The sequence below is a fragment of the Prosthecomicrobium sp. N25 genome, from assembly GCF_037203705.1.
Lineage (GTDB): Bacteria > Pseudomonadota > Alphaproteobacteria > Rhizobiales > Ancalomicrobiaceae > Prosthecodimorpha.
The window spans coordinates 1-23,830 of the sequence record NZ_JBBCAT010000005.1 but is presented as its reverse complement, the minus strand read 5'-3'; the positions used below and the strand labels follow the sequence as shown (position 1 = coordinate 23,830).

Here is a 23,830-nt window from a genome sequence, read left to right as displayed (position 1 = left end):
TCGGGGTCCGTGGGTCAGGCCGGCATGCGCAGGCCGAGGATGGTTCGTGTCTGCTGCCACGTGGCGACGGGGCGCCCATGGCGCGCGCAGATCTCGGCGGCGCGTTTCACTAGCGCCGCGTTGGAGGGGGCGAGGCGTTCCCGGTCGAGCCGGACGTTGTCCTCGAGCCCGGTCCGGGTGTGACCGCCGGCGGCGATCGACCACTCGTTGATCGTGAGTTGGTCCGCGCCGATGCCCGCCGCACACCACTGCGCGTCCGGCGCCAAGCGCTTCAGCGTCTCGATGTAGAAGTCGAAGACGGGTTTGTCCGCCGGCATCGCGTTTTTCACGCCCATCACGAACTGGACGTAGAGCGGACCCTTCAACCGGCCGTCGGCGACCATGCGCGTGGCCTGGACGATGTGGCTGAGGTCGAAGGCCTCGATCTCCGGCTTCACGTCGTGGGTCAGCATCTCCGAGGCGAGCCAGTCCACCAGGTCGGGCGGATTCTCGTAGACGCGCGTCGGGAAGTTGTTCGAGCCGACAGACAGGGACGCCATGTCCGGGCGCAGCGGCAGCATGCCGCCGCGCGCCTTTCCCGCGCCCGAGCGCCCGCCCGTCGAGAGCTGCACGACCATCCCGGGGCAGTGCTTCTCGAGCCCCTCCTTCAGGAGGGCGAAGCGCTCCGGGTCGGAGGTCGGACGGCCCTCGTCGTCACGCACGTGGCAGTGCGCGATGGTGGCACCTGCCTCGAACGCCTCTTGCGCGCTCTCCACCTGCTCGTCGACGGAGATCGGCACCGCCGGGTTGTTCAGCTTCGTCGGCAGCGACCCGGTGATCGCGACGCAGATGATGCAGGGGTTCTCCGCGGGGCTTGGCATGTCTTCGTTCCTTCTTCCGGCAGAACGCACCGTCCCAGCGGCGCATGCGGCACGCGATCGATAGCGTGTGCGGCGCATGCCCGGTCGGTGCTCGCCGGCCGGGCCGGACCGTCACCTCATTCGCGTCCGCGGGGCAATGCTGCGGGGAGTATGTCTGCATACCTGCGGGGCATGAGGCTTCGACATCAGCAGGTGACGATCCCGATCCGGCGTGGCCAGGCCGCGTTCGATCGGCCGGCTATCGACGCTGCCGCCCCATACCTGAGCGGTATGACAATAGACGCAATCGATCCTGTCGGAGGCCGCCCGGCGGACATATGGTCCGATCGTCAAGGTGGAGCCGAGAAAACCGTGTCCAATCCTGCCGTGAAAATCGAGAAGGTCGAGACCATCCTGGTCGACCTGCCGACCATCCGACCGCACCAACTGGCCATGACCACGATGAGCGGCCAGACCCTGATGATCGTCAGGATCCGGACCTCGGACGGCACCGTGGGCATCGGCGAGGGCGCCACCATCGGCGGGCTCGCCTACGGTCCCGAGAGCCCGGAAGGCATGAAGCTGGCGATCGACACCTACATGTCGCCAATTCTAATGCAGGCCGACCCGGATCGCATCGGCGAGACGATGTCGCTGATCGGCAGGTCCGTCCAGGGCAACAACTTCGCGAAATGTGCGATCGAGACGGCGCTGCTGGATTCCTTCGGGAGGCGCAAGGGTCTCTCGATTTCCGATCTCTTCGGGGGACGGCAGCACGAGCGCCTGCCCGTGGCCTGGACGCTCGCCAGCGGCGACACCGGCCGCGACATCGCCGAGGCCGAGGAGATGCTCTCCCGCCGCCGCCACAACATCTTCAAGCTGAAGATCGGCAAGGGCGACCCGAAGGCCAACATCGCCCATGTCGCAGCCATCAAGCACGCACTCGGCGACAAGGCTTCGATTCGCGTCGACGTCAACCAGGCGTGGAGCGAGGCCACGGCTTCGGCCTGCCTGCCGCTCCTGAAGGACGCGGGAGTCGACCTGATCGAGCAGCCGGTCGCTTACAAGAACCTCGGCGGCCTGGCGCGCCTGGCTCGCGAGACGTCCGTCGCCATCATGGCGGACGAGTCGCTGCAGGGTCCCGAGACGGCCTTCATCGTCGCCCGGGCCGAGGCGGCTGACGTGTTCGCCCTCAAGATCCTGCAGTCCGGGGGCCTCTTTGCCGCGGCGAAGGTCGCGGCCATCGCCGAGGCGGCCGGGATCGGCCTGTATGGCGGGACCATGCTGGAAGCCGGCGTCGCCACCGCGGCCGCCGCCCAGCTCTTCGCGACCTTCCCGCGGATCGAGTGGGGCACCGAGTTGTTCGGCCCGCTGCTCCTCACGGAGGAGATTCTCGAGCATCCGCTCGACTACGCCGAGTTCAGCCTCGGAGTCCCGACGGGTCCCGGGCTCGGCGTGTCGATCGACGAAAGCCAGCTGAGCCGGTTCCGCCGCGATCGGCAGGAGCGCGGCGTCCATGTCATGCCGCGGCTAAAGACGGGGTCCTGAGCCATGCTTTTCAACGTCCGCATGACGGTGCGATTGCCCCACGACCTGCCGGCCGCGACGGCCGATCAGCTCAAGGCCACGGAACGCGCCCGCGCACAGGAGCTGCAACGGTCGGGCAAGTGGCGTCACCTTTGGAGGGTGGCCGGCCAGTACGCGAACATTTCGGTCTTCGACGTCGAGAGCCCGCAGGAACTGCACGACATCCTGTCGACCCTGCCGCTCTTTCCTTTCATGGAGATCGACGTGTCTCCGCTCTGCCGCCACCCGTCGTCGATCCACGACGACGATCGCTGAACCGTCGGAACTCACCAAAACGGGGGAAATGCCATGCCTGCCAACCTGATCAGCAAGTCCCAGATGAAGGCCCTCGCGGCCGAAGCGTCCGGCATCGGCCAGACCGGAGGCGATGCCCGCGTCAAGGAAGTCACCAACCGGCTCCTCTATCGCCTGATGCAGGTGATCGACGAGTGTGACGTGACGATGGAGGAGTTCTGGTCGGCCATGACCTTCCTGGGCCAGACCGCCAAGAACAACGAGTTCGGTCTGCTCGTGCCCGGTGTCGCCCTCGAGCACTTCCTGGACCTCCGCCTCGACGAGGCCGAGAAGCGGGCGGGCATCAAGGGCGGGACGATGCGGACCATCGAAGGGCCGCTCTACGTCGCTGGTGCCCCGCTCTCCAAGGGCGAGGCCCGCATGGACGACGGCACGGATCCGGGCGAACCCTTCATCATCGAGGGCCAGGTGCGCGGAGAAGACGGCAACATCATCTCCGGCGCGATCGTCGACATCTGGCACGCCAACTCGAAGGGCGGCTATTCGTTCATCGACGGGGAGCAGGCGCCCTACAACCTGCGCCGCCGGATCGAGACCGATGCCAAGGGGCGGTACCTCGCCCGCTCCATCGTGCCGAACGGCTACGGCTGCCCGCCCGAGAGCTGCACGCGCAAGGCCATGAACCTGCTCGGGCGCCATGCGGAGCGCCCGGCTCACGTGCACTTCTTCATCTCGGCGCCCGGCTACCGGAAGCTGACCACCCAGTTCAACTTCACCGGCGACAAGTACCTCTACACCGACTTCGCCTTCGGGACCCGTGACGAGCTGATCGTCACCCTCGAGCGCGTGACCGATCCGGGCGAGATCCGCAGCGCCGGCTTCAACCGGCCCTTCGCCAGGGCGAAGTTCGACATCGTCCTCACCAAGGAGCGGGCCGGAGCCCCGGCGACCGAGGTCGCGCGCGAACACGTCATCGCCGCCTGACCGATCGCGACAGACGGGCCGCGCCGAAGAGCGCGGCCCCCGCCGAAAAAGCGAACACGAGGGGAGAACGCCATGTCCGAAGCTCTGATCCAGCGCCTCCAGGACTCCGTCCAGCACGACGAGAAGACCGGCCACTACCGCTGCCGCCGCGACATCTTCACCGACCCGGAGCTGTTCGAGCTCGAGATGCGGCATATCTGGGAAGGCAATTGGGTGTATCTCGCCCATGAGAGCCAGATCCCGAAGAACAACGACTACATCACCGGATTCATCGGCCGCCAGCCGATCGTCATCAGCCGCGACCGTAACGGCCAGCTGCACTGCTTCCTGAACGCATGTTCCCATCGTGGCGCGATGATCTGCCGGCACAAGCGCGGCAACAAGTCGACCTATACATGCCCGTTCCATGGCTGGACGTTCAACAACACCGGGAAGCTCCTGAAGGCGAAGGATCCCGACGGCGCCGGGTATCCCGAGAGCTTCAACAAGAACGGCAGCCACGACCTGCAGAAGGTCGCGAAATTCGCCAACTACCGAGGCTTCCTGTTCGGTTCACTGAATCCCGACGTGAAGCCGATCGAGGAGCACCTCGGCGAGTCCCGAAAGATCATCGACCTGATCGTCGACCAGTCGCCGGAGGGACTCGAGGTGCTGCGCGGGAACTCGCAGTACATCTACGACGGCAACTGGAAGCTCCAGGCGGAGAACGGGGCCGATGGCTATCACGTGTCCTCGGTGCACTGGAACTACGCCGCCACCACGCAGGCCCGCAAGGCTGCCGCCGTGGCCGCGGCCGGGAAAGACGACATCCGGGCCATGGACGCCGGCGGCTGGGCCAAGAAGGGCGGAGGCTTCTACTCCTTCGAGCACGGTCACCTGCTGCTCTGGACCAACTGGAGCAACCCGCAGGATCGCCCGAACTGGGAACGCCGCGACGAATTGGCGGCGCAGTTCGGCCAGGCGCGCGCCGATTGGATGATCGAAAAGAGCCGCAACCTGTGTCTCTACCCGAACGTGTTCCTCATGGACCAGTTCTCGTCACAGATCCGCATGTACCGGCCGATCTCGGTCGATAAGACCGAGGTGACGATCTACTGCATCGCCCCGAAGGGCGAGAGCGCCGAGGCGAGGGCCCATCGGATCCGGCAGTACGAGGATTTCTTCAACGCCTCCGGCATGGCGACCCCGGACGACCTCGAGGAGTTCCGCTCGTGCCAGATCGGCTACGGCGCCCGCCATGCCGTGTGGAACGACCTGTCGCGCGGCGCGGTGCACTGGATCGAGGGCGCGGACGACGACGCCGAGGCCATCCAGATGAAGCCGCTGCTTTCTGGCGCCAAGACCGAGGACGAGGGCCTCTTCGTCATCCAGCACGCCTACTGGCGCGACACCCTGATCGAAGGGCTGCGGAAGGAAGCGGCCGCCGCACATAGGCAGGCCGCCGAGTAGGACGGGCCCGCGCCCGGGCTCGATCGCGTCCGGGCGCACCACGACAGTCAACGAGACCAACACAACGGGAAAGGGGGAGGACAGCCATGTCCCTGGCCTTGAAAGCATTGACGAAGACCCAGCCCGCCACGGTGACGGACGTCGAGGCGTTCCTCTATGCCGAGGCCCGCGCGCTCGACGACAGGGACTGGGACGCCTGGCTCGCCTGCTATGCTCCGACCGTCACCTTCCACATGCCGGCATGGGACGACGACGATCTGCTGACGGAAGATCCGCAGACCGAGATCTCGCTGATCTACTATGGCTCGAAGCAGGGCCTCGAAGACCGCGTCTTCCGCATCCGCACCGAGCGCTCGTCGGCGACCTCGCTTCCAGAGCCCCGGACGTCCCACAACATCTCGAACGTAGAGATCTTGGAGGCGGCAGACGGCGAGCTGAAGGTCCGCTTCAACTGGTTCAACCTCAGCTACCGTTACAAGACGACCGACAGCTACTTTGGCACGTCGTTCTATACGATCGACACGCGCGGCGAACGCTGGCTCGTCACCCGGAAGAAGGTCGTCCTCAAGAACGACTACATCCATCACGTCGTCGACATCTATCACATCTGAACAAAGAGACGCGCTTTCGGGAGGGAGGACGTCATGACCCATAGGATCGCCTTCAACTTCGAGGACGGGGTGACACGGTTCATCCAGGCGCGCGCGGGCGAGCTCGTCGCCGACGCGGCCTACCGCGAAGGCGTGAACATCCCGATGGACTGCCGGGACGGCGCCTGCGGCACCTGCAAGTGCCGCTGCGAGCAGGGCGACTACACGCTCGGCAGCTACATCGACGACGCAATGACCGAAGAGGAGGCGGCCGGGGGATTCGTCCTGACCTGCCAGATGAAGGCGCAGTCCGATTGCGTGATCAGCATCCCGGCCTCGTCCGCCTCCTGCAAGGTGAAGCCGAGCGCGATGGCGGGGGCCATCGCCGAGGTGCGCAAGCTCTCGCCCACGACCATCGGGTTTTCGGTCAGGCTCGCGGACGCCGGCGGACTGTCGTTCCTCCCCGGTCAGTACGTCAACGTCTCGGTCCCCGGGACGACGCAGACGCGATCCTACTCCTTCTCGTCCATGCCGAAGGACGGCACCGTCGAGTTCCTCGTCCGCAACATTCCGGGCGGGCTGATGTCCTCCTACCTGGCCGACAGGGCCGCACCGGGTGACGCGCTGACGATCACGGGCCCGGTCGGGTCCTTCTACCTGCGCGAATTGAAGCGCCCGGCGCTGTTCCTGGCCGGCGGGACGGGGCTCGCCCCCTTCCTCGCCATGCTCGAGGTCCTGGAGAAGTCCGCCTCGTCGCAGCCCGTCCACATGATCTACGGCGTCACCAACGACCACGATCTCGTGGACGTGGACCGGCTCCATGCCTTCGCCAAGACCATCCCCGGCTTCACGTTCACGACGGTCGTCGCGGATCCGGCGAGCTCGCATGAGCGCCGGGGCTACGTCACCCATCACCTGCCCGAGTCCGCGCTGCACGGCGGCGATGTCGACGTCTATCTGTGCGGGCCGCCTCCGATGGTCGACGCCGTGCGCGCCCACCTCGCCGAAAAGGGCGTCAAGCCGGCGAGCTTCCATTTCGAGAAGTTCTCGCCCTCGGAGATCGCCAAGTGAGTGCCCAGCGTTTCACCGGGAAAAGCATCGTCGTCACCGGGGCGGCGCAAGGGATCGGGAAGGACGTGGCCCTGAGGGCCGCCCGGGAAGGCGCCCGCCTGCTGCTCGTGGACCGCTCGCCGCTGGTCGAGGACGTCGCCCGCGAGATCGTCGAGGAGGGCGGCCAGGCCACCGCCATGACGGCGGACCTGGAGACCTGGAGCGGCAACCAGGACGTCATGGCGCGGGCCCATCGCGCCCATGGCGCCATCGACGTGCTGATCACGAATGTCGGCGGCGCGATCTGGATGCGACCGTTCCAGCATTTCGACGAACGGCAGATCGAGGCCGAAATCTCGCGATCGCTCTTTCCGACGATGTGGGGCTGCCGCGCCGTCCTGCCGTACATGCTCGACCAAGGCAGGGGGGTCATCGTCAATGTCTCCTCCATCGCCACGAAGGGCATCAACCGCGTGCCCTACTCCGCGGCAAAGGGCGCCGTAAATGCGTTGACGACGTCGCTCGCCTTCGAGCTTGGAACCAGGAACATCCGCGTCAATGCCGTCGCGCCGGGCGGCACGACCGCCCCGCCCCGCAAGGTCCCTCGCGGCGCCGACGTTCCGACCGAACGGGACAAGGCCTGGATGCAGGAGGTCGTCGACCAGACGATCCAGTCGAGCCACATGAAGCGCTACGGCCTGCTGCGCGAGATGGCCGCCGCCATCCTGTTCCTCGCATCCGACGACGCCTCCTATATCACTGGCACGATCCTGCCGGTGGGCGGCGGCGACCAGGGAATGGGCTGAGCGCCTCCGGGCCGAACGCGCCATCGCTCGCCGGCCACTCGCACCACGCCGCCCTGTGGATCCGGCGACCGAGCCATCGCGCGCGGACGGCGCTCCGGCGTCGGCGGCGACCGAGCGGGCGGCTTTCCAATCATCGCACACCGGACGAGGTCCGGTCCGGCGTATCGGGCCTGCATGCCCGTTCCGTCCGAAGACCTGAGAGCAGCGTCTTCTTCTGCCGGATTCATACCCGGGAGATATGAAAACAGACGCAATCGATCCTGTCCCTCGGGACGTCCCGTTCATACGGTCAGCGACGGGAAGATGCGCTCGATAGGAGACGGATCATGTGCAGACCATCTGCTCCGGGTCGCGAACACTGCTCAGAAACCTGTGGGAGGAACTGTCATGCCGACTTCGATTTCATCTCCAATTCCGACGAGCCGCCGGAGCTTTCTTCTCGGAGCCGCAGCCCTCGGGACGGGCGTCTCGGCCATCCGGTTTCCAACCCCGGCGATCGCCCAGGCGGCGCCGCTGAAGGTGGGCTTCATGCTCCCCTACTCGGGGACCTTCGCGAAGCTGGGCAAGTTCATTGACGACGGCTTTCGCCTCTACGTCGAACGGCAAGGCGGAAGCTTGGGCGGTCGCCGGATCGAGTTCGTCCAGGTCGATGACGAGTCGAAGCCCGAGAGCGCGACCGACAACATGAACAGGCTCGTCGGCCGGGAGAAGGTCGACCTCGTCGTGGGCACGGTCCATTCGGGCGTCGCCATGGCGATGGTGAAGGTCGCCCGGGACTCCAACACGCCGCTGATCATTCCCAATGCCGGCGTCAACGAGGCCACCGGCCCGATGTGCGCGCCCCACATCTTCCGGACGTCCTTCTCCAACTGGCAGGTCTGCCAGCCGATGGGCAAGGTGATGTTCGACGAGGGGCGCCGCCGGGTCGTCACGATCACCTGGCGCTACGCCGCCGGGACCCAGATGATCGACGCGTTCAAGGAGGGCTTCACCAAGGCTGGCGGGACGATCGTCGAGGACCTCGCACTGCCCTTCCCGGAAGTGGAGTTCCAGGCGCTCATCACCCGGATCGCGACGCTGCGGCCCGACGCCGTCTTCGCGTTCTTCGCCGGCGGGGGCGCCGTCAAGTTCGTGAAGGATTACGCGGCAGCGGGGCTCGGCCGCACGGTTCCGCTTTACGGAGCGGGCTTTCTGACCGACGGCACGCTGCCCGCCCAGGGCGCGGATGCCAACGGCATCCGGACGACGCTCCATTATGCGGACGACCTGGACAATCCGGCCAATCGCGCCTTCCTCGAGGCCTTCAAGGCCAAGACTGGCCAGGATGGCGACATCTACGCGGTGCAGGGCTGGGACGCTGCCGCGCTCCTCGCGGAGGGTTTGAAGGCGACCGGGGGCGACTGGTCGGCCCGGTCCCAGGCTCTGGCGGCCATGCGCGCAGCCAGGATCGAGAGCCCTCGGGGACCGCTGTCCTTCAACCGCGCGGGCAACCCGGTCCAGAACGTCTATCTGCGCGAGGTCCGCAACGGCCGCAACGAAATGGTCTCGATCGCCGGCCAGGCCGTCGACGACCCGGCCCGAGGCTGCCGCGTCGCGAGCTGAGACCGCGCGCCCGGGCCTATCCGGGCGGGTGCGTCCGCCAACCGGTCGGCCCGCCCCTCATCAGTCTCCTCCTCAAGGATGGACCGCCATGGACGCGATCACCTTCGCCGTTCAGCTGCTGAACGGCGTGCAATACGGCCTCGTGCTGTTCCTCGTCGCGAGCGGCCTGACCCTGGTCTTCGGCATACTCGGCGTCATCAATCTCGCCCACGGCGCCTTCTACATGCTGGGCGCCTATCTCGCCTGGGCCATCGCGTCCCAAACGGGGAGCTTCACCCTCGCGCTGATCGGGGCGCTCGCCATCTCCTTCCTCATGGGGATCCTGCTCGAGGAGATCTTCGTGAAGCGGATGATCGGTCGCGACCACCTCGCACAGGTTCTCCTGTCTTTCGGCTTGATCCTCGTGATCGACGAACTGCGGCAAATCGCATTCGGGAAGGACGTGCATGCGGTCGCCCCCCCGTCGTGGCTCGCCGGCTCGATCCAGCTCACGGATGTCCTGTCCTATCCGGTCTACAGGCTCGCCCTCTGCGTCGCATGTCTGGGCCTCGCCGCCGCGATCTTCTACGTGATCCAGAAGACCCGCCTCGGCATGGTGATCCGGGCCGGTGCCGAGAACCGCGACATGACGCGGGCGCTCGGCGTGCCGTTCGATCTCGTCAACCGCTACGTCTTCGCCGGAGGGATCGCTCTTGCGGCGCTGGCCGGCATCCTCGTGGCGCCGATCTCGACCGTCTTCCCGGGAATGGGGGACGGCATGCTGATCCTGTCCTTCGTGGTTGTGGTCCTGGGCGGAATCGGCTCGGTCCCCGGGGCTGCGATCGGCGCTCTGCTGCTCGGCCTCACCGACACCTTCGGCAAGGTCTTCTTCCCGCAGGTCTCGTCCATCCTGATCTACGTGCTGATGGCCGGCGTGCTGCTGTGGCGGCCCAACGGCCTGCTCGGCAAGGCCTGAGGAGGCTCGATTGACACGCTCCCCCGCCAATTCAGGCGCGCTCTGCGCCGTTCTTCTCGCGCTCTCGGTCGCGCTGCCTTTCGTCGCGCCGGGCTACTACGTCCAGTTCGCGTCGAAGGCGCTGCTGATGGCGATGCTGGCGCTGTCGCTGAACCTCGTCGTCGGGTTCGGCGGCCTAGTGAGCCTGTGCCATGCGGCCTTCTTCGGGCTCGCAGGCTACGTTCTCGGCTTCCTGACGCCGGAAGGTTCGGGCGCATCGATATGGATCGCGCTGCCGGCAGCCCTGCTGGCGGTCGGCTCCGTGGCCGCCGTCATCGGCGCCCTGTCTCTTCGCACTCGGGGCATCTACTTCATCATGGTGACCCTCGCCTTCGGGGAGATGCTCTTCTACCTCTTCCACGACACGAAGATCGGTGGCGGGTCCGACGGGCTCTACATCTACTTCAAGCCGGAGTTCACCCTCGGTGCGCTGACGCTCATCGACCTCGAGGATGCGACGGCATTCTATTACATCGCCCTCGTCGCCCTGGTCGGTGCCGCCTTGCTGGTGCGAGCCCTGGTCCGCTCGCCCTTCGGACATGCGCTGGTGGCGGCCCGGGAGAACGAGCGCCGCGCCTTGTCCCTGGGCTTCCCCGTGTTCCGCATACGCCTCACGGCCTTCGTCATCTCGGCGATGATCGCTGCGGTGGCGGGCTTCTTCTCGGCCGCGCAGTTCGGCTTCGTCGCCCCGCAGATGCTCGGGTGGCATCTCTCGGCCAGCGTGCTCGTCATGGTGGTGCTGGGCGGGATGAGCTCCATCCTCGGCCCGATCGTCGGCGCCATAGCCCTCCTCGGGCTGGAGGAGGTGCTCAAATCCAGCGTCGAGCACTGGAAGCTGCTCAAGGGGCTGATCGTGATCGCCCTGGTGTTCGCGCTGCCGGGCGGCCTGCAGCAGCTCGCTGCGATGCTGGCACCGCGCCGGACCGGGGACGGCCGCGACTCCGACGTCCCGACGCAGGCCCCCGCCAGGGTGAAGGAGGCTATCACCCATGTCTGAGATTCTCCTCAAGGCGACCGCGCTCGAGAAGCGCTATGGCGGGCTCACGGCGGTGTCGTGCGTCTCGATCGATGTCCATCGGGACGAGGTCCACGCGGTCATCGGCCCGAACGGTGCAGGCAAGTCCACCCTGGTGAACCTCCTGTCCGGAGACGCGGCCGTGACGGCCGGCGCCGTACTGTTGCGGGATCGGGACATCACGGGTCTCGCACCGGACCGGCGCGCCATGGCCGGCGTCGGCCGCTCCTACCAGAAGACCACGATCTTCGCGGGGGCGACGGTCTTCGAGAACGTCAGACTGGCGGCGCAGGCCCACGGCGGCCAGCCCGTCCGCCTGTTCGGCCCCGTCTCCCGGGACGGCAATGTCAATGCACGCGCGGAGGCGGCGATCACGGAGGTCGGTCTCGAAAGCCGCCGGCACACGACGGCGCGCTCCATGAGCCATGGCGAGCAGCGTCAGCTCGAGATCGCCATGGTCCTCGCCACAGAGCCCAAGGTCATCCTGTTGGACGAGCCGCTGGCCGGCATGGGCCACGCCGAGGCTCTTCGGATCATCGAGATCATCCGCCGCCTCAAGGACGGCCGCGCGGTGCTCCTCGTCGAACACGACATGGACGCTGTCTTCTCGCTTGCCGACCGGTTGACCGTCATGGCGGACGGGCAGGTCATCGCATCGGGTTCGCCGTCCGATGTCCGCAAGGATCCCGCCGTGAGAGCCGCCTATCTCGGACAGGACCAGGAGATCGCCGCATGAGCACGCTTCTCGCCATTCACGATCTCAGAAGCTTCTACGGCGTCAGCCAGGTGCTGCACGGCGTGAGCCTGACCGTCCGCCGGGGCGAACAGATCGCGCTGATCGGGCGCAATGGGATGGGCAAGACCACCTTGCTGAAGTCACTCACAGGGCTGCTGGCCGACAAGCGGGGCGAGATCACCTTTGCGGGCGGCAGCACGCTCGGCGCAAAGCCGGAGGACATCGCCCGCAAGGGCCTCGCCTATGTCCCCGAGGGGCGGGGCGTCTTCGGCTCTCTCTCGGTCGTCGAGAACCTGACCATGGCGGCCCGCCCCGGCGTCACCGGAACGCGACGTTGGACGCTCGAACGCGTGTTCGAGGTGTTCCCCCGCCTCTATCAGCGGCGGATGAATGGCGGCCAGCAGCTGTCGGGCGGCGAGCAGCAGATGCTCTCCATCGGACGGGCCCTGATGACGAACCCCGACCTGATCCTCCTCGACGAGGCAACCGAGGGCTTGGCCCCGCTCATCGCGCAGGACATCTGGCGGACGCTCCGGATCATCGGGGAGGAGGGCATCGCGACGATCGTGGTCGACAAGGATCACCGCTCGCTCTCGAAGGTCGCCGACCGGATGGTGGTGATGACCAAGGGCGAAATCGCCTTCGACGGGACGCCGGCCCAGCTCGCCGCGGAGCCCGCCATCCTCGAAAAGCACCTGGGCGTTTGACATGCCGTTCGTTTCCAACGGCGCGGTGCGCCTCTTCCATATGAGCCAGGGTCCGGCGGGTGCGCCTCCGGTCCTGTTCTCCAACTCGCTGGGCACCACCCACCGCATGTGGGATTCGGTGGTCGACCAGCTTGCGGCGGAGTTCCGCTGCATCCGCTACGACACGCGGGGCCACGGGGCTTCCGACGTTCCGGCCGCGGCCTACGAGATCGAAGACCTCGCGGACGATGCCGCGGCCATCCTCGACCATCTGGACATCGAGCGTGCCCATGTCGTTGGGTTGTCGCTCGGCGGCATGGTCGGTCAGGCGTTCGCGCTGCGCTACCCGTCCCGCACGATCAGCCTCACGCTGATGGCGACCACCGCCTACTTCCCGACGCGCGAGAACTGGTACCAACGGGCCGCACTCGTGCGCCGGGAAGGGACGCAGGAGATCCTCGGCGCCACGCTCGAGCGCTGGTTCACCGAGGGCTTCCGGACGCGGGCGCCTGCCGCCGTCGCGGCCGTTGCCGACGTCTTCCGGAGCATCGACAGGAACGGCTATGCCGCGGCCTGCGAAGCGATCGGCCGCATGGACCTGCGCCCTTTGCTCGGTGAAATCACGCCGCCCGTTACCATCATCGGCGGCACGGAGGATCCCGCCACGCCGCCTTCGATGGCCAGGGCGCTGCACGAGGCGATCGCGCGGTCCAGGCTGGTGATGCTGTCCCCGGCCGCCCATCTGCTCGCCGTCGAACAGGCGCCGCGTGTCTGCGCGGAGTTGCGAGAGTCGTTCGCCCGGACCGGCGGGAGCAGCTGAACCCCGTCGCCGATCCGCTAGGAGCGATATCAGTTCCGTTCGGATCGGATATCGCTCTCGCAGGTGTTGATTGCGCAAGTCTTTTCCGACCGGAGCGGTTCGCTCCGGTCGGGCCTTGCTCTAGGCCGCCGTGCGGTGCTCTGCGATCCGCGCCAGAAGCGACGCGCCGATGGGCGTGACGTCGTCGTTGAAGTCGTAGCGGGGGCTATGCAGGTTCGCACCGTCCCCCTGTCCGACGAGCAGATAGGCCCCCGGCACCACGGCCAGCATGTCGGCGAAGTCCTCGCTGCCGCACTTGGGCTCTCCATCGAGTTCTGCGAGTGGGCCGACAAGGTCCCGCGCGACCGCCATTGCGGCTTCGGCCTGCGCATCGCTGTTGCGCAGCACGCTGAAACAATCGCGGATGTCGATGTCGGCCTTCGCGCCGAATCCCGACGCGATGGCCTGCGCGAGCGCGGTCATCCGCGACCTGACCAACGCGCGCACGTCCTCGTCGAAGGTGCGGATCGTTCCGCCGATCCGCGCCGTGTCGGGGATCACGTTGTAGGCGGACCCGGCATGGACCTGCGTTACGGAAACGATGGCGGTCCTGAGCGGATCGACGTTGCGGCTGACGATCGTCTGGAGAGCCTGCGCGATGGAGACGGCGGCCATGACGGGATCGGTCGCAAGATGGGGCTGCGCGCCGTGGGAGCCCTTGCCCGTCACGACGATGTCGAAGCTGTCGGAGGCGGCCATGGCCACCCCGGGCTTCAGACTGACGCGACCCAGCGGCGCGCCGGGCCAATTGTGGATGGCGTATATCTCGTCGCACGGAAACCGATCGAACAACCCGTCCGCCAGCATGCGCCTGGCTCCGCCCAGACCCTCCTCGGCGGGCTGGAAGATCAGGACGACCTCACCGGGGAAGCGGCGCGTCTGAGCGAGGTATCGTCCTGCTCCGAGGAGCATCGTCGTGTGACCGTCGTGCCCACACCCATGGAACACGCCGGGATTGCGCGAGGCATGGGGCAGGCCCGTGGCCTCGGTCATCGGCAGCGCGTCCATGTCGGCGCGCAGGCCGACACGTCGGCCCGGCCGATTTCCCCGGATCACGCCGACGACCCCGGTCGTCCCGAGACCGCGATGGACCTCGACGCCCCAGCCGGTCAGGAGCCTCGCGACGAGATCGGACGTCCGCCTCTCCTCGAAGCCGATCTCGGGGTGGGCGTGGAGATCGCGCCGGATGCCTGCGAGGTCAGCGGAACAGCCCGCTATCTCGGGAACGAGATTCATGGATGGCCTCCTTGCGGTCAGGTCGTCGGAGAAGGAGGCCTGCAGCGAGCCGACGCACCGTGCAGGCCCCGGGGTCAGCCGAGCTGCGTCCGCGCCGTCTCGGGCGTGCCCCGGAGGGCGAGCAGTGTTGCCATGCAGCAGGCGATGACGTACCAGGCCGGCGCGATCGGGCTGCCGGTCGAGGCGATCAGCCACGTCACGATGAACTGCCCGAAGCCGCCGAAGATCGCCACGCCGACCGCATAGACCAGCGACATGCCCGTGGCGCGGACTTCGACGGGGAAGACCTCGGCCAGGCTGATGATCGCGGGGGCGCCGCCGCCCGCATTGAACGAAGCGAGGACGACTACGACCGCCAGGAGGGTGGGCAGGCTCGGCGAGGCGTTGATCAGCAGGAAGGCCGGATAGATGAGCAGGGCGATCGCCAGGTACGAGAAGCCGATCACGGGCCGGCGGCCGATCCGGTCCGAGATCGCCCCGGCGAAGGGCGCCACGATCAGCGTCACCAGCCCGGCCGTGATGCCGGCGAAAAGCGCCGTCGTGGGCGCCATGCCGAGCTGCCGGATGGCGTAGGTCGACATGTAAAGAACGACCACCGCATTCGCCGCCGTGCCGCCGATGATGAGCGCGATGCCAACCAGGATTTTCCGCCAGTGCTGGCCGAGCGCCACGCCGAGCGAGCTGACCGCGCGGGTGCGAGCATCCGACTCGTTCGCGTGGGTCTCCCGGAGTGCACGGCGGAGCCAGAGTCCGATCGGGACAATCAGGATGCCGATGATGAAGGGGACGCGCCAGCCCCAGGCCTTCACCTCTTCGGGCGTCAGCAGGGTGTTGATGGTCCAGGCGATGCTGGCCGCGACCAGAATGGCAGCGCCCTGGCTGGCGAGCTGCCAGCTGCCGAAGAAGCCGCGCTCCTTGGGAGGCGCATATTCGGCGAGCAGCGTCGTGGAGGCCCCGACCTCTCCGCCGGCGGAGAAGCCCTGGATGAGGCGGCCGAGGACCACGAACAACGGCCCGGCGACGCCGATCTGCGCGTATGTCGGCGCGAGGCCGATCATGCCCGTGCCGAGCGCCATGAGGAACAGGGTGAGCACGGTCGCGGCCTTGCGGCCCTTGCGGTCGGCGAAGGAGCCGAGCACGACGCCGCCCAGCGGGCGCATCAGGAACCCGACCCCGTAGGTGGCGAAGGACAGCAGCAGCTGAACGGTCGGATCCTGCGACGGAAAGAACAGCGCGCCGATGGTCGCGGCGAAGAAGCTGTAGATCACGAAGTCGTAGAACTCGAGCGCGTTGCCGATCGTGCAAGCGGCGATCAGGCGCGTCCTGCCGATCGCAGGCGCTGCGGTCACCTGCACGGCCCCGGTCGTCATGGTCATGGTCATCTTGTCCTCCCTCTGTGCCACGCTCCTCTCCGGGAGGGCGGCCATGAGCGGGACCGTGTCACAATTAGTTGGAATTTGCAACTATCTCAGTTAGAGATTATTGCGTTTTGCGTCCACCTGAATCAGGCTGTCTGACCGGGTTGGGGAGAGGGTTCATGCTGCGCCAGAGCTTCACGTACCAATTGGCTTCGATCTCGGAGGGCGCCATTGGACCCGCCGCGAAGCTGTTCGAGAGTCGTTTCGGGCTCGACGTTCACGAGCTGCGGGTGCTGCGCCTGATCGACGACCAGCCCGGCGTGACTTTCACGAGCCTCTCGAAACAAACCCGTTTCGAGCGCTCCGCAACCTCCCGAATCCTCTCCAGGCTGATCAAGGCCGGCTTGGTGCGGCGTGAGAATGACGAGAAGGATGCGCGCCAATTCCGTCTGAATGTCACCCAGAAGGGCAAGGAACTGCGGGAGCGGGCCGACCCGTTGAGCCTTGAACTCGAAGCCCTGATCCTTTCGACGCTCACGGCTTCGGAGCGATTGGAGTTCCGGCGAATTCTGGACAAGTTGAGCCACTGGCTCGACGCGAAGTTCATCGACGAACTCCAGGCGCGATACCCGGACGCGAAGCAGCGTCGGCGCGGGCGAGGCTGATCCCATGGTGCTCACGGCCCTCGACGTGATGGGGACATTCGCCTTCGCGCTCAGCGGCGGCACGCGCGCGGTGGAAAGTCGCCTGGACCCGTTCGGCGTCGTCTTCCTGGCGTTCGTGGCCGCGGTCTCGGGCGGCATGCTGCGGGACGCGCTGATCGGGGTGACGCCCGTATCGGCCCTGCTGACCTGGCACCATGTCGCCATATCGGTCGTCGCCGGCATGAGCTGCTTTTTCGCGTATCGATGGATCCTCCGACTGTCGCGGCCGGTCGCTCTCTTCGATGCGATCGGCCTCGGGCTGTTCTGCGTGGTCGGCGCTCGGAAGGCACTCGATGCGGGTCTCTCGCCGCTGATGGCAGCCTTGCTAGGAATGCTGACCGCGATCGGCGGCGGCCTCGCTGCCGACGTGCTGACGGCCCGTCCGCCGATGGTCCTTCGCCGCGAGATCTACGCGCTTGCGGCGCTGGCCGGCGCGGCGCTTCTCACGTTCAGCGCTCACGTCGGCGTTCCGGACTTCGTCGCCGCTCCGATCGGCGCCATGCTCGCCATCGGCCTGCGGTTGGTCGCGCTCAGCTACGACTGGCATCTACCTGTGGCCGAGCCGCGATAGCCAATTCATACCTCGCATACGAACTGGAGCCGAATGGCTCATCTTGGCGTGCTCGCCCGGCTGTGCGGATGCAGACCGAACCGTCTTGTACCGCCGGCTGGCGCGCCCGCACACCACGGCGACGCCCGTCGTCGTCGCGATGCTGGAACGGCTTGCCGCGGGTGGACGTCGTCACCTCGTACTTGGGCGCGGACGGGACCCTATTGGGCGCCGTCGTCGCGACTGGTTGCGCAGGGGGGCTTGATTGGCACTACTGGCGCGGATGGCCGGCCTCCGCAGGCGTGTTCTGCCGCCGCTCCAGGACCGGGACCCGGCTTCGTGCTGCGCCAGCTTACGCGTCTGCCCGGCCTAGCCCTCCCGGCTCGTCTGGCCGGCGCAACTCTTGCTGTCCGTCATGCCCGGGTTGGTCCCACGGCCATGACGGGTGGAAAGGTCGGACCTTTGTGGGCGCAACGAGCCAGTCCCGAATGCCGATCCGGTGCATCCGCGGGAAAGGAGCGGTCTTGGCGAAGTTTGCCTTGTCGGCGCGCCACCATTGCCACACCTGGGCAAGTCAGCGCACAATCCGCCCACGCGTCGTGGGTCGATGGACAAAATTCAAAGTCAGCTCAATGTCATTGGCGCTGTGATGTGTATTTGGGACAAACTCAGGATCAGCACGGACTCGATGCCAATCCGTCGTTGCCGAGTCTTTCTCATTCGAACTGAGGAGCTTGCAATCGTGCTGCATCAAGCCGGAATTCTATATTAGAACATCTCGATATCGCGACTCCTACTAACTCCGAGGGTACAATGTGTCCGCAGGAGCATGACAACGAGCGACGACTAGTGGCGATCTTTGCTGCTGATGTCGCCGGCTATTCACGGCTCGTCCAAGGGGACGAGGTCGGAACGCTTCAGAGCCTTAGGGCTTGCCGAAAGATCGTTGACGGGCTCATCGCTGACCATGGCGGTCGCATCGCCAACACAGCTGGTGACAGTGTACTTGCAGAATTCCCGAGTGCAGTGAAAGCTGTTCAATGCGGGGTGGACGTCCAGGAGGCACTTCGATCCGTATATCAAGGCTCAAACGAAGCAGGTCCTCTTCAACTTCGCATCGGAGTTCACGTTGGCGATGTATATATCCACGATGGCGATTTGCTAGGCGACGGAGTGAACATTGCCGCCCGACTGGAAGCTCTCGCCGATCCCGGAGCCGTGTACATCTCCTCTGCCACCTACGCCAGTGTCCGCCAAGCGTTCGTCCTAGGCTTTGACGACCTTGGAGCCAAGGCCCTGAAGAACATCACCGAACCCATTCACGTTTTCCGTGTCCGGCTTCCGGGCTCGGCAACTATACCCCGGCATAGCCTATCCAATGCACCGAACTCTGCTCGTATAGTAGATAAGCCTGCTATCGCCGTGCTCCCGTTCAGCAACCTCGGTCGTGATCCAGATCAAGACTATTTTGCCGAAGGAATCACAGATGACATTATAACCGAGTTATCGCGCATCAGGGCTTTTTTGGTCATCGCTCGGAATTCCACCTTCACATACAAGGGAAGATCTGCTGACGTAAGGCAGGTGGGACGGGAACTCGGGGTGCAGTACATTTTGGAAGGCAGCGTGCGGTGCATTGCTGAGCGGCTTCGAGTAAACGCTCACCTCCTAGAGGCATGTTCTGGCAACCATATCTGGGTCGACAGATACGATCGACTTACCTCGGAATTATTTGACGTGCAGGATGACATCACGCGCAGTGTCGTTGCCTCGACTCAGACGGAAGTAATATTGAACGAAGGACTACTTGCGGAGCGCCGCGAGCGTCCGGAACTACACCTTTGGGAACTTTCAACGCGCGGCTGGCGCGAAATATATCAGCTTACACGCGAGCACCTAGAAAGAGCACGGGAGACCGGGCAATCTATTAAGCGACTTTATCCCGGTGATCCAAAGGGACCACAAGTCATCGCGACAGCCAGCTATCATCTGGTCTACATGGGATTCGCTACCAATGTTGCGGAAACTCGGGAGGAAGCAATAATCGAAGCTCACGAGGCAATGCGGCTCGATGACCGTGACGAGTACACACAGTGGACTTTCGGTAATGTGTTGATCGGCCTGCTAGGACGTCGCGAAGAGGCTGTCGCTGCGTATAAGCAGGCATTGGAGATCAATCCAAATTTTGCTCTCGCTTACGGAAGCCTGGCTACGACCTTAGCCTGGGCGGGTCAATCTGATGAAGCAATCAGCGCCGCACAAACTGCTATCCGCCTCAATCCGCGCGATCCAAGCATCTTCTTCCGATATACCGCTTTGGCGTTGGCTTACTATTCCAAAGGTGATTTCCAGACTGCTCGTGACTGGGCCCGGCATGCAGTTGCACGTCGAGGAAATTGGTGGATCGCCTGGGTGGTCCTTGCCGCTAGTCAAGCTCGTTTGCGAGACAAGGCAGGGGCCGATGAAGCGTTGCTGGGGTTGTTTGCTGTAATACCTGGACGGAGCATTAGCGCACTCCCTTTTCCGCCTCTAGGACAGCTTCAAATAAGCAACCTTTGCGAGGGGTTGAAGTTGGCTGGTCTGCCAGATTGACCTTGACGCAGAGGGCATCGAAGAAGACCAGCAGATGGACCGGCTCCAGCGGCCGGCTCTGCCAAGCGGCGATCTCCTCCAGCACCGCGTCCGTGACCGCGCCGACGAGGTCGGGAGAGACCTCGATGCCGTAAAGCTCGCGCAGATGCCCGACGATCTCGCGGGCGCTTCCCGCCGTTCCCGAAGCACCCGGTGGCACACCGCCGGATGACCGAACCCCTTGATCGGGGTTTCGCCGAGTTCCTACAGCACGAACATGTCGCCCGCCAGGCGCCGGGTCTGGTCGGCGATGACCACCTCGCCGGGCGCCGCGATCGCCTGCAGGTGGGCCGCGAGGTTCGGTGTCTCCTCGATCACCGCCACTTCGCGAGCCGCGCCATCCCCGACGACGTCGCCCACGACGACCAGTGCCGTGGCGACCCCCACCCGCGCAGCCAGCCTCGTTCCGTCCGGCTCGGCCTCCCGGCCGACGGCCTCGAGGATCCGCATGGAGCCAGAGCGCTTGCCGCTTGCCGCCCCGCAGGTATCCTACCACGACGGCGCCGGAGCGTCGCCGATCATCCCCGCCCGGATCCGATCATGCAGGCCCGAACTCGGCTCAACCGACGAGTCCGTCGCGCCCGGGCCTCCCCCAATCGAGGCGCGACAGGAGATCAAAAGCGCTTTCGCCTCACGAGGATCACGCCAGGCCTTTGTACATTCCGTTGCGGAGACCGGCGCGACGAGCGACTGCGATGCCGGCACGAAAGGCCTCGGTGAGGGCGGTGAACGGGCCAGCAGGCGTACTTCGATGACGGGCATTCCGGGCGTCTGCCCGGCCGCGGAGCGAGAGCCCAATCCCAAGACAGCCCCACCATGCCCAGAATGGTTCCGCGTCGGCTCGGAATGCCGTGACGGCGCGAGTTGATCCGAGGTCTCTTGCACTAAGTTTCTGATACGATTTGCAGCTCCACGGGCCTCGACCAAGTCAGGCCTCGACGATCCCACTGGCCGTTAAGGGAACCGCGACGGAGAGGAAAAGGACGGTCAGGTACTTGGCGAAGAGCGAGCGCAAGTCATCCGTCCGCCAGCCTATTCGATCACCTCGTCAGCCATTGAGAGATATTCGTTGCCGATGGTCAGACCAAGGTCTTTCGAAGCTTGTAGGTTCACGACGAATTCCAGCTTCGTCGGTTGCTCGACGGGAAGTTCCGCAGGGCGATAGCCTCGAAGTATTTTATCTACGTATGTCGCAAGACGATAGAACATGTCAAATTGACTTGCGCCATAGGACATAAGTCCACCTTTCTCGACAAATTCCCTAGCGGCATATATAAAGGGTAGCCGGAATTGCTTAGCTGCCTCGACAATTTGACGATGGGCACCGAATAGCATCGGGCTCGGCAGTTGAATAGCAGCCCCAGCATCTGCCTGGAGCATACGAACAAAAGCACCGTCAAGGTCACTTGGCTGATTCGCGGGAACAAAATCCAATTCTAGCCGGAGCAACTGAGCTGCGGTCGCTGTCTCCTTAAGCATTCCGTCCATTGTTCGTTTGCCATAAGCTGACGGATGGAACAACGCTACAACGCGGGATATACGAGGCACAATAGCGTTGAGTAAAGACATGCGTTTCAGTATTAGTTCCGGCCCGAGGAACGTATTACCAGTTATGTTCCCACCGGGCTGTGAAAGGCTAGCAACTAGCTCATCCTCGACCGGATCAGCCATGCCTCCTACCGCGATAGGGATGGTGCGGGTTGATTGTTTGACCGCGTGAGCAGGCGAGGTGCTCATTACGACAATGACATCAACTTCGAGCCGAACCATTTCGGTTGCAAGTTGCACGAAGCGTTCGGGCTTCCATTCACCAAAGCGCCGCTCGACAGCAATGTTCAGACCTTCAGCATAGCCAAGATCCTGCAGCCCTTTATAAAATCCATCGGTCCCGGGCTGATTATTGAAGCCCGGGTATATGACGCCGACAATGGGAACAGTTCGCTTTTGCGCGCCGCTCGCATTAAGGGGCCATCCCACTGCGACGCTGCCGAACAACGTGAGAAAGGCGCGCCGCTTCATCGGTGACCCCAGGCCAACGCTCGCGACCTTACCACTCGACACGGGTGGCTTCATAGACACCCTGTGTCGCTTCTGCCGAAGCACGCCTACACACTTTCATCGATGCCCTTCACGCGCCGCGCGGATTACCTCTGGGGGGGGGGGGAATGAGGAGCCAGGCTCCATCCTAGTGTGATCTCGGTTACGGCTAAACTCCGGAGTTTCCGACCGAATCGGTCTGAGCTACCCTGCCGCCTACCACAAGGAGCCTGCCAATCCGCGCGGTCGTCTCCGCCCGCCATTCGTCCGACCTGCAGCGCGAGTCCTCGATTGCCGATCAGGTCGAGATCTGTCGGCGTTACATCGAAGCGCAGGGCTGGCGCTTCGAGCGCACCTTCTCCGATGCAGCTCTCAGCGGAGCCTCGGGACAACGTCCCGGATTCCAGGCGCTCCGGACCGCGGCAAACCGGCGCGAGTTCGACCTCGTCGTCTGCGAGGCCGTCGACCGGCTCGGACGCCGCCTTGCTGACACCGCGGATCTTCAGGACATCCTGACCTTCAACGGTATTCGCCTGTTCACGCCGAGCCTCGGCGAGATCACGACCATCCATGTGGCCGTCATGGGCATGATGGCCCAGATCGCCTTGAAGGACCTCGGCGAGAAGACCCGGCGCGGCCAGCTCGGGCGTGTGCTCCAGGGCCGCATTCCCTCCGGAGGCGAACGCATCATCGAACCCGCCGAGGCCAACGTCGTCCGCCGCATATTCCAGGATTTCGCGGTCGGCAAGACACTTGAGCTGATCGCAAAGGAATTGAACCAGGGCTCGGTACCCGGCCCCGGTGGCAGACCATGGTCCAACACGACTTTACGCGGACAGCCCACCCGCGGCACCGGGATCCTGAACAACGCCCTCTATGTCGGACGGCTGGAGTGGAACCGCTGCGCCTACGTCAAGGACCCGCAGACCGGCAAGCGCGTCGCCCGACCCAACCCGACCTCAGCATGGGAAGTCGTCGACGTCCCGGATCTCGCTATCGTGGACAGAGAGCTTTGGGGTCGCGTTAAGGTACGCCAGGGCACCGCACGGACCGCAGCCATTCCCGACAGCGACGGCCGGTCCAGCCTCAACCGGGCCAAAGGGCCGCGTTACCTCCTTTCAGGCAAGCTCCGCTGCGGCGCTTGCGCCGGCGTGTACAGCGTCATCGGGCTGAACCGCTTCGGCTGTGCCAGCCATCACCGCCAAGGCGTCTGCGATAACGCGATCACGACCCGCCGTGACGAGATCGAGGCACGGGTTATGGTCGGTTTGAAGGAGCGCCTGCTCGCTCCTGATCTCCTGGTCATCTTCATCGAGGAAGTCCGCAAGGCTATTGAGAGCGCGCGCCGGACCAAGGGTGAGCAGACTGCCGCTTGTGAACGCGATCTAGCGGATGTCCGGCGCAAGATTGCCAACCTAGTGACCGCGATCGAGGATGGTCTCTATGAACCGTCGTTCAAGGACCGGCTGGCGACCCTGCGGTCCCAAGAGACCGACCTCCAATCCCGACGCGAACCCAACGACGGCCAGGTCTTAGCGCTTCTAACCCACCCCCGACTGGCGGATGCCTATCGGCGCAAGGTCGAGACGCTGGAGTCCGCGCTCGAAGGAGCCAACGCCTTCGAAGCCCGAGAGCTGCTGCGCTCGATGATCGAGACGGTCACGCTGAGCCCTCGCGCCGACGGCCGCCTCGATGCTGTCCTGAGCGGCGACCTGGCAACAATCCTGGCGTTGTCCGCGGGGGCTCGAGCTTCGGCTGTGGACAACAGAGAACGCCCCGAACCTTGCGGTTCGGGGCGTCAAACTAAGGTGGTTGCGGGGGCCAGATTTGAACTGACGACCTTCAGGTTATGAGCCTGACGAGCTACCGGGCTGCTCCACCCC

Annotated in this window: 22 protein-coding genes and 1 pseudogene; 17 read left to right on the top strand and 6 right to left on the bottom strand. The window is 65.1% G+C overall.

From position 1 onward, the window contains the following. Positions 1-14 precede the first annotated feature (14 nt). On the bottom strand, positions 15-860 hold the full coding sequence (locus WBG79_RS24590) for a 3-keto-5-aminohexanoate cleavage protein (protein ID WP_337359883.1): 846 nt from the start codon (positions 858-860) through the stop codon (positions 15-17). A 351-nt stretch (positions 861-1,211) separates the two neighbouring features. Between WBG79_RS24590 and WBG79_RS24585 the strand changes: the two genes are divergently transcribed. From WBG79_RS24585 to pcaD, 13 genes are all read left to right on the top strand, one after another. Next, positions 1,212-2,387: a muconate/chloromuconate family cycloisomerase gene (locus WBG79_RS24585; RefSeq protein ID WP_337359882.1), complete on the top strand. Its 1,176-nt coding sequence runs from the start codon at positions 1,212-1,214 to the stop codon at positions 2,385-2,387. Positions 2,388-2,390: 3 nt separating this feature from the next. Then, the gene (catC, locus tag WBG79_RS24580) at positions 2,391-2,681 is read left to right on the top strand and encodes a muconolactone Delta-isomerase (protein WP_337359881.1); all 291 of its coding nucleotides are present in this window, start codon (positions 2,391-2,393) and stop codon (positions 2,679-2,681) included. 33 nt (positions 2,682-2,714) lie between these two features. Further along, positions 2,715-3,644: a dioxygenase family protein gene (locus tag WBG79_RS24575; protein ID WP_337359880.1), complete on the top strand. Its 930-nt coding sequence runs from the start codon at positions 2,715-2,717 to the stop codon at positions 3,642-3,644. A gap of 72 nt (positions 3,645-3,716) precedes the next feature. Next, positions 3,717-5,093, top strand: a complete 1,377-nt coding sequence (benA, locus tag WBG79_RS24570) for a benzoate 1,2-dioxygenase large subunit (protein WP_337359879.1) — start codon at positions 3,717-3,719, stop codon at positions 5,091-5,093. A gap of 86 nt (positions 5,094-5,179) precedes the next feature. Further along, the gene (benB, locus tag WBG79_RS24565; protein ID WP_337359878.1) at positions 5,180-5,704 is read left to right on the top strand and encodes a benzoate 1,2-dioxygenase small subunit; all 525 of its coding nucleotides are present in this window, start codon (positions 5,180-5,182) and stop codon (positions 5,702-5,704) included. A gap of 33 nt (positions 5,705-5,737) precedes the next feature. Further along, complete coding sequence (benC, locus tag WBG79_RS24560) at positions 5,738-6,754, top strand: benzoate 1,2-dioxygenase electron transfer component BenC (protein WP_337359877.1); 1,017 nt, start codon at positions 5,738-5,740, stop codon at positions 6,752-6,754. Then, entirely contained in the window at positions 6,751-7,539 is a 789-nt protein-coding gene (gene benD, locus WBG79_RS24555) for a benzoate diol dehydrogenase BenD (protein ID WP_337359876.1), read from the top strand. Before benC ends, benD begins: the two co-directional genes overlap by 4 nt. A gap of 387 nt (positions 7,540-7,926) precedes the next feature. Next, positions 7,927-9,141: an ABC transporter substrate-binding protein gene (locus tag WBG79_RS24550; RefSeq protein ID WP_337359875.1), complete on the top strand. Its 1,215-nt coding sequence runs from the start codon at positions 7,927-7,929 to the stop codon at positions 9,139-9,141. A gap of 88 nt (positions 9,142-9,229) precedes the next feature. Continuing rightward, positions 9,230-10,096: a branched-chain amino acid ABC transporter permease gene (locus tag WBG79_RS24545; protein WP_337359874.1), complete on the top strand. Its 867-nt coding sequence runs from the start codon at positions 9,230-9,232 to the stop codon at positions 10,094-10,096. Positions 10,097-10,106: 10 nt separating this feature from the next. Beyond that, on the top strand, positions 10,107-11,132 hold the full coding sequence (locus WBG79_RS24540) for a branched-chain amino acid ABC transporter permease (RefSeq protein ID WP_337359873.1): 1,026 nt from the start codon (positions 10,107-10,109) through the stop codon (positions 11,130-11,132). Beyond that, positions 11,125-11,886 carry an ABC transporter ATP-binding protein gene (locus WBG79_RS24535; protein ID WP_337359872.1) on the top strand — a complete coding sequence of 254 codons (762 nt, stop codon included), beginning with the start codon at positions 11,125-11,127 and terminating at the stop codon, positions 11,884-11,886. The genes WBG79_RS24540 and WBG79_RS24535 overlap by 8 nt, the downstream gene beginning before the upstream one ends. Continuing rightward, the gene (locus tag WBG79_RS24530) at positions 11,883-12,593 is read left to right on the top strand and encodes an ABC transporter ATP-binding protein (RefSeq protein WP_337359871.1); all 711 of its coding nucleotides are present in this window, start codon (positions 11,883-11,885) and stop codon (positions 12,591-12,593) included. The genes WBG79_RS24535 and WBG79_RS24530 overlap by 4 nt, the downstream gene beginning before the upstream one ends. 1 nt (position 12,594) lies before the next feature. Continuing rightward, entirely contained in the window at positions 12,595-13,392 is a 798-nt protein-coding gene (gene pcaD, locus WBG79_RS24525; protein WP_337359870.1) for a 3-oxoadipate enol-lactonase, read from the top strand. 120 nt (positions 13,393-13,512) lie between these two features. Here pcaD and WBG79_RS24520 read toward each other — a convergent pair whose 3' ends face one another. Continuing rightward, positions 13,513-14,667, bottom strand: a complete 1,155-nt coding sequence (locus WBG79_RS24520) for a M20 aminoacylase family protein (RefSeq protein ID WP_337359869.1) — start codon at positions 14,665-14,667, stop codon at positions 13,513-13,515. Between the two features lie 74 nt (positions 14,668-14,741). Beyond that, the gene (locus WBG79_RS24515) at positions 14,742-16,070 is read right to left on the bottom strand and encodes an MFS transporter (RefSeq protein ID WP_337359868.1); all 1,329 of its coding nucleotides are present in this window, start codon (positions 16,068-16,070) and stop codon (positions 14,742-14,744) included. A gap of 134 nt (positions 16,071-16,204) precedes the next feature. On the opposite strand from WBG79_RS24515, the gene WBG79_RS24510 reads away from it, so the two are divergent. The 3 genes from WBG79_RS24510 to WBG79_RS24500 all read left to right on the top strand — a co-directional run bounded on the left by WBG79_RS24510 (position 16,205) and on the right by WBG79_RS24500 (position 19,871). Continuing rightward, on the top strand, positions 16,205-16,690 hold the full coding sequence (locus WBG79_RS24510) for a MarR family winged helix-turn-helix transcriptional regulator (RefSeq protein ID WP_337359867.1): 486 nt from the start codon (positions 16,205-16,207) through the stop codon (positions 16,688-16,690). A gap of 4 nt (positions 16,691-16,694) precedes the next feature. Continuing rightward, positions 16,695-17,300, top strand: coding sequence for a trimeric intracellular cation channel family protein (locus WBG79_RS24505; protein WP_337359866.1), 606 nt, complete (start codon positions 16,695-16,697; stop codon positions 17,298-17,300). 792 nt (positions 17,301-18,092) lie between these two features. After that, positions 18,093-19,871 carry an adenylate/guanylate cyclase domain-containing protein gene (locus WBG79_RS24500; protein WP_337359865.1) on the top strand — a complete coding sequence of 593 codons (1,779 nt, stop codon included), beginning with the start codon at positions 18,093-18,095 and terminating at the stop codon, positions 19,869-19,871. On the opposite strand, the pseudogene WBG79_RS24495 reads toward WBG79_RS24500, so the two are convergent. The 3 genes and pseudogenes from WBG79_RS24495 to WBG79_RS24485 form a co-directional block, all read right to left on the bottom strand. Next, positions 19,870-20,040, bottom strand: a pseudogene (locus tag WBG79_RS24495) (transposase); the annotation flags it as partial. The gene WBG79_RS24500 and the pseudogene WBG79_RS24495 sit on opposite strands and share 2 nt — an antisense overlap. Positions 20,041-20,114: 74 nt before the next feature. Next, the gene (locus tag WBG79_RS24490; RefSeq protein ID WP_337359864.1) at positions 20,115-20,360 is read right to left on the bottom strand and encodes an adenylate/guanylate cyclase domain-containing protein; all 246 of its coding nucleotides are present in this window, start codon (positions 20,358-20,360) and stop codon (positions 20,115-20,117) included. Positions 20,361-20,942: 582 nt separating this feature from the next. Continuing rightward, positions 20,943-21,929, bottom strand: a complete 987-nt coding sequence (locus WBG79_RS24485) for an ABC transporter substrate-binding protein (protein ID WP_337359863.1) — start codon at positions 21,927-21,929, stop codon at positions 20,943-20,945. A gap of 227 nt (positions 21,930-22,156) precedes the next feature. On the opposite strand from WBG79_RS24485, the gene WBG79_RS24480 reads away from it, so the two are divergent. After that, positions 22,157-23,800 (top strand): recombinase family protein, encoded by a 1,644-nt coding sequence (locus WBG79_RS24480; protein WP_337360102.1) that lies wholly within the window; start codon positions 22,157-22,159, stop codon positions 23,798-23,800. Positions 23,801-23,830: the final 30 nt, after the last annotated feature.